The sequence below is a fragment of the Halomonas sp. 3D7M genome (genome assembly GCF_014897885.1).
In the GTDB taxonomy this organism is placed as follows: Bacteria; Pseudomonadota; Gammaproteobacteria; order Pseudomonadales; family Halomonadaceae; genus Vreelandella.
Genome location: NZ_JABUZF010000032.1, coordinates 1 through 5,817, shown reverse-complemented (window position 1 = coordinate 5,817; position 5,817 = coordinate 1). Strand labels below are relative to the sequence as shown.

Below are 5,817 nucleotides of genomic sequence, written 5' to 3'. Positions count from 1 at the left end.
ACGTCGTAGGATGAACGCTTACTCCGAGAAACCGTGCCGACGACATAGCTCCTTGATGGGGAGTCCCGCCTCCGCTTCGCCCAAGAAGCCAATGATCTGTTCTTCGCTGAAACGCTTCTTCATGTCCAATCTCCTTCGGACTCTAAAGTGTAGCGCTACTCAATCTGGGGGTGACGTCGATACTAAAAAAGCACCGTTGGAGTATTAGGGGTTAAAAAATGGATAGGTGACATCAACTGTGTTTAAACACTTATTGAACTGAGTTCTAAACTGACGCTTTCGTTTATTTTTCGTTTATTAGTATTTATTAATTGCACTAAAACGGGGCGGAAAAGCTAGCACTTTAGTCTATTTTTGATGTGTTTCTGGCCTATACCGAACCTGCATAGGGTATGCATATATTCGTGTCCGCAGTTAAATACGTCATCGCTCTGGCCAGCAAATCGACGTTTTTAACTATAAAAGGGTGACTGTATATGCCTTATGTTCACGATACGCTGACACGTTTAGCGAAAAGTAGCCCTGCACAAACTGAGTTTTATCAAGCCACTGAGGAAGTGCTTGAATGTCTTCGCCCATTGTTCGAACGTGCGCCGCATTACCATCAGCACAGTATTATTGAGCGCATTGTTGAGCCGGAGCGTCAGGTCATGTTCCGGGTGAGCTGGGTGGATGATGCTGGTCGTGTACAAGTCAACAAAGGCTATCGCGTGCAATTTAATTCGGCGCTTGGCCCTTATAAAGGCGGTTTGCGTTTTCACCCCAGCGTGACGTCGGGCACCATTAAATTTTTAGGGTTTGAGCAAATCTTCAAAAACGCGTTAACGGGGTTGCCGATTGGCGGTGGTAAGGGTGGCGCTGACTTTGACCCAAAAGGGAAGTCTGACAACGAAATCATGCGCTTCTGTCAGGCGTTTATGTCGGAGCTTTATCGTCATATTGGGCCGCATACCGATGTGCCCGCTGGGGACATTGGCGTTGGTGGACGAGAAATTGGTTATCTATTTGGTCAATATAAGCGTTTAACGGGCCGTTACGAGGGCGTGCTGACTGGGAAAGGCCTAAACTGGGGTGGTTCCCTCGGTCGCAAAGAGGCGACTGGCTACGGTGCGGTTTATTTTGCCGAGAACATGCTGGCAGCGAAAGGCGAAGCCTTGCGTGGTAAAACCTGCTTGGTATCTGGTGCGGGTAATGTGGCGATTTATACGATCGAGAAGCTCTATGAGCTGGGTGCCAAGCCCGTTACCTGTAGTGATTCCAAGGGGACTATTCACGACCCTAGCGGTATCGATTTAGGCCTGCTAAAACAGTTAAAAGAAGTCCAGCGTGTATCGTTGGAAAGCTACCTGCATGAGCACCCGGAAGCTCAGTATATTTCGGCTCGGGATTACCCGCAGGACGGCCACGCGGTTTGGCGTATTGAAGGCGAGGCGGCATTCCCTTGCGCGACGCAAAATGAGCTGACCGAAGCCGATGCCAAAACACTGTTGGCGAATGGCGTTACCTGCGTGAGCGAGGGCGCTAATATGCCTTCCACCAAAGAGGCGGTAGATGTCTTTTTAGAGGCTAAAATTGCCTATGGGCCCGGAAAAGCAGCGAATGCAGGTGGCGTGGCGACGAGTCAGTTGGAGATGGCCCAGAACAGTAGTATGGAGCAGTGGCCGTTAGAGAAAGTTGACCAGAAGCTTAAACAGATTATGGCGGATATTCATCGTCAGTGTGCGGATACGGCAAGTGAGTTTGGTGAACCTGACAATCTTGTATTGGGTGCCAATATTGCGGGCTTCCGCAAAGTGGCCGATGCGATGATTGAGCAGGGCGTTATCTAATCGCTTTTATTAGCTAAACCACATACACTGTCGTGACACAGTCCTTTCCCTCTGGGGAAGGGCTGTTTTCGTTGGTGCGTTTTATGCTCACTAACATCACTATTGATTGCTTTCCAAGGAGAGTAGAGATGGGGCAGCGTCCTTCTATTATCATTAATCGACTTGATGCTGAACGACTTCAGCGCCTGATTGATAATGCATCTGAAAAAGACATGATGGTAGCGGAGCTACTGGAAGAAGAGTTGGAGCGCGGAGAGGTACTTGACCCTCAGGATATCCCTGAAGATGTGGTTAGCATGAACAGCCAGATACGCTTTACTGACCTGACCCGCGAACGTCAGATGATTCGAACGTTAGTGTATCCTCATGCACTTGAAAGCGTTGAGGATGGAATTTCGGTGATGGCGCCAATTGGCGCGGCGTTAATTGGCTTACGAGTGGGCGATGTTATTGAGTGGCCGCTACCCAACAACACCGAAGTACGCCTACGTATCGATGCGATTTTCTGGCAGCCCGAGCGAGAGAAGCAGTTTCATCGATAAAGAGAGGGGAGTATCACCCCTCGCGCTTCTGTAAGTTGTCGACAGAGATCTCAACATCCTGTGGGCGTTGTAGCACGTTAAGCAGCACGATAGCGCGCTCTTCGCCTTTACACCGTTTGAAGACGGCTTCTAAATCTTTGAAGGGGCCGTCGGTGATCGTCACGGTTTCCCCTGCGCAGAAGTAGCTGTGGCTGCCTTCCTGGTGATGCGGCTGTGCGCGTAGGGTGTCTACTAGTGCATCTGGCACGGCAATGGGCGTGTTGCCAAAGGTGAGTAGGCGCAGTACCCCGCGGGTGGAGCGAATGGGCCGCCAGTTGCTGACGGTTTGATCCAGCCGGATAAACAGGTAATAGGGGAAAAGTGGCTCGTTCACCAGCGTAAGCTTGCCTTGGCGCTTACGTTTAGCGTTCAGCACTGGGTGGAACACCTCGTACCCTTGATTGGTGAGGTGTTCAGCGGCGCGAAATGACTCGCCACCTTTGCATTGAATTACATACCAGCAGGGTTTAATCCACTCTGATTGGGTTTCGAATTCATCCATAAATCACCCTTTGGCATTGGCGAGCAGTAGCGCGAGTGCATCCAGCGTTTGGTCAATATGGTCTTTGGTGTGTTCACAGGAAAGGAAAAAACGCAGCCGCGCGCTTTTCTCGGGAACCGCAGGATACAGAATAGGCTGCACGTTAATGTGCTGCGCAAGCAGCGCATGGGAGAGGTGTGCCGCGAGCGGCGAGCTACCCACAATAACGGGTACGACGGCAGAGCCAATGCTATGACCGGTGTCCATTCCCCTAGCTTGCGCCTGCTCCAGGAAGTAGTGCGAAATAGCCTGTAGCTGGGTAACGCGCTCGGTTTCCTGGGGCATCAATTCCAGTACTTTAAGTGAAGGCGCGGCCACTTGGGCGGGCATGCCGACGCTGTAAAGAAAACCGGGTGCAAAGTAGCGCAGTGTTTCGACCAGCGCTTTATTGCCTGCGATATAGCCCCCGCAGCCTGATAGCGTTTTGCTCATCGTACCCATCCAGATATCGACATCGATTGGGTCAATCGCAAAGTGCTCTCTTAAGCCTAGGCCAGTGTCGCCCATGACGCCAAACGAATGCGCTTCATCGACCATCAGCCACGCCCGATGGCGTTGCTTTAGTTCAATAAAGCGGGGTAGGTCGGGGATGTCGCCATCCATGCTGTAAAGCCCTTCAATGACCACAAGAACGCGTTCAAATTGATGGCGATGACGACTTAACAGCGCGTCGAGTGCGGCAGGGTCGTTATGACTAAAGGACATGCGCTTTGCGCCTGACAGCTGCGCGCCGACCAATGAGCTGTTGTGGATGTACTCGTCGTGAAGCACAAGGTCTTTCGGGCCCAATAGATAGCCAAGGGTAGACACATTGGTTGCGTGACCGCTGACAAAAACAACCGCGTCTTCAACACCATAGATGTTGGCGATCGCTTGCTCTAGTTCGCCGTGAATAGGTCGTTCACCCGAGACGACGCGACTGGCAGAGACGGAGGTGCCGTAGTGAGCCGCTGCGTCGGATGCCGCTTGAACAACCCGTGGGTCACCGGAGTAACCCAGGTAGTTGTAGCTGGCAAAATTAATGCACTCATGTCCATCAATCACGCTGGTAGCACCGGCGAGGCCGTCATGGACTTTAAAGAACGGGTCTATAAGCCCGAGCTGTTTAGCGCCCTGGCGCATCATGACTAGCTGCTGATAACCCGGGTGGGCATCAAATCGTGTAAAGCGCTCGGGAACAGTCCGAGTTGCCTCGGCGCCTGAGATAGCAGTGGCTTGGGTGCTGGTGGCACGGGGCGTTGGGCGCTTGCGTGCCTGTTCCAGCAGCTGTCGTTTCAGTTCAGAGCGCTTTACGGTCATGGTGTCTCGGTGGTAGATGTTGAAGCCGACTCATTGTTGAGCCCGTCCGCCCCGTGGCGAGCGGCCAGAGAGGCTAACGCATCTTGTGGCGCTTCTTCAACATCATTGTCATGCTGATGTAATTTTTGAATCAGCACACCTGCCAGTTTGTTCAGCGTTGACGCTTCACTCAACACCATCACCGGTACTTGCACGTTCAGGCGGTTCTCGATGGCGGTCATCAATTCAACGCCCATGAGCGAATCAAACCCCATATCGTATACCGAACGGTTGATGTCGATTTTCTCTTCATCAATCAGCAGGATACTGGCTAGTTCTGCGCGCAGTAGGTCGGTAATGGTGCTATGCAGCTCTTCTGGCGAGAGGTCGGCCAGTAGCGCACTGATATCGTCATCGTGGTCAACGCTGCCATCATCATCGCTGGTGCGGGCAATTTCGTTAAACCGTGGTGCCTGGGCGGTGGGTAAGAAGCGTGCCAGTGCGCCCCATTCAAGTTCAAGAACACCAAGGCTTGGCCCTGGGGTCAGCAGCATTTGCTCAAGCACGTTGAGGGCGTCATCCGAGCGAAGTGCAGAACCGCCTAAGCGCTCTTGCAGCGCATCCCGGGTGCGCGTGTTGCGTGCCAGGAAGCCGACATCTTCAATCGCCCCCCAGCGTACGCAGGTAGCCGCTAGGCCAGCGGCACGGCGGCGGGCAGCAAAAGCTTCTAGCCAGTGGTTGGCGGCGACGTAATTGGCCTGTCCAGGGTTACCGAATAGCGTGGTCGCCGAAGAGTAGAGCACAAAGAAGTCCAGCTCAATGTCGCGGGTGAGCGCGTCTAGGTGACGAGCACCGTCGATTTTAGGAGCGAGCACCTTTTGAATACGCTCGGCATCTAAGTTACGAATCAAGCCGTCGTCGATCACTGTGGCGGCATGCACGATGCCACGCAGCGGGCTAAGTTCGCGTTGCACGCGCGCCATAATGCTTGCTAGCGCGTCGTAATCGGTAATATCACAGGCCGCAGCCAGTACTTTCACGCCTTGGGCTTCAAAGGTCGCGATAGCAGCTTGGGCTTCTTCGCTAGCGGGACCGCTGCGGCTTAGCAGGATAAGCTGACGTGCGCCTTTGCTGACTAACCATTGAGCCGTTTTTAGGCCAAAGCCACCTAAGCCACCGGTCACTAGATAGCTGGCGTCGGCTGCGAGTGTCATCGCGCCGGTGCCTAATAGCTCGTTACGCGGTGGAGCAATAGGCTGTTCGTAGGTGACTACCACTTTGCCGATCTGGCGTGCTTGCTGCATATAACGGAAGGCATCAATCACTTGGTTGTGACTGAACGCCGTGAACGGCAGCGGGCTGAGTGTGCCATCGTTAAATAGCGCCATCATTTCACCGAACAGGCGCTGGGTGAGGGCAGGCTGCACTTTCATCAACTGGTCGGAGTCGATGCCGAAGTAGATTAAGTTGTTGCGGAACGGGCGTAGGCCAATATGAGTATTTTCATAGAAATCCCGTTTACCTAATTCTAGGAAGCGGCCAAACGGGCGCAATGCGCGGAGGTTTTGGTTAATCGCTTCGCCTGCCA

General features: G+C 53.1%; 5 protein-coding genes and 1 pseudogene. 2 read left to right on the top strand and 4 right to left on the bottom strand.

The window, feature by feature from the left end; genetic code table 11:
- Positions 1 to 21: 21 nt before the first annotated feature.
- Positions 22 to 123: pseudogene (locus INT22_RS00705) on the bottom strand (transposase); the annotation flags it as partial.
- Positions 124 to 476: 353 nt separating this feature from the next.
- Here INT22_RS00705 and gdhA point away from each other — a divergent pair.
- On the top strand, positions 477 to 1,829 hold the full coding sequence (gdhA, locus tag INT22_RS00700; protein WP_193067494.1) for an NADP-specific glutamate dehydrogenase: 1,353 nt from the start codon (positions 477 to 479) through the stop codon (positions 1,827 to 1,829).
- A gap of 128 nt (positions 1,830 to 1,957) precedes the next feature.
- A complete protein-coding gene (gene rnk / locus INT22_RS00695; RefSeq protein ID WP_095603255.1) occupies positions 1,958 to 2,371 on the top strand; it encodes a nucleoside diphosphate kinase regulator in 414 nt (137 codons plus the stop codon).
- 13 nt (positions 2,372 to 2,384) lie between these two features.
- Here rnk and rfaH read toward each other — a convergent pair whose 3' ends face one another.
- From rfaH to INT22_RS00680, 3 genes are all read right to left on the bottom strand, one after another.
- Entirely contained in the window at positions 2,385 to 2,912 is a 528-nt protein-coding gene (rfaH, locus tag INT22_RS00690) for a transcription/translation regulatory transformer protein RfaH (protein ID WP_193067493.1), read from the bottom strand.
- A 3-nt stretch (positions 2,913 to 2,915) separates the two neighbouring features.
- On the bottom strand, positions 2,916 to 4,250 hold the full coding sequence (locus INT22_RS00685; protein WP_193067492.1) for an aminotransferase class I/II-fold pyridoxal phosphate-dependent enzyme: 1,335 nt from the start codon (positions 4,248 to 4,250) through the stop codon (positions 2,916 to 2,918).
- The coding region (locus INT22_RS00680) for an SDR family NAD(P)-dependent oxidoreductase (RefSeq protein WP_193067491.1) at positions 4,247 to 5,817 on the bottom strand (1,571 nt) is incomplete at its 5' end. The genes INT22_RS00680 and INT22_RS00685, both read right to left, overlap by 4 nt.

Bases quoted from the DNA above. Each gene is read 5' to 3' on its own strand.
- gdhA (WP_193067494.1), top strand. From the start codon at position 477: ATGCCTTATGTTCACGATACGCTGACACGTTTAGCGAAAAGTAGCCCT.
- rnk (WP_095603255.1), top strand. From the start codon at position 1,958: ATGGGGCAGCGTCCTTCTATTATCATTAATCGACTTGATGCTGAACGA.
- rfaH (WP_193067493.1), bottom strand. From the start codon at position 2,912: ATGGATGAATTCGAAACCCAATCAGAGTGGATTAAACCCTGCTGGTAT.
- INT22_RS00685 (WP_193067492.1), bottom strand. From the start codon at position 4,250: ATGACCGTAAAGCGCTCTGAACTGAAACGACAGCTGCTGGAACAGGCA.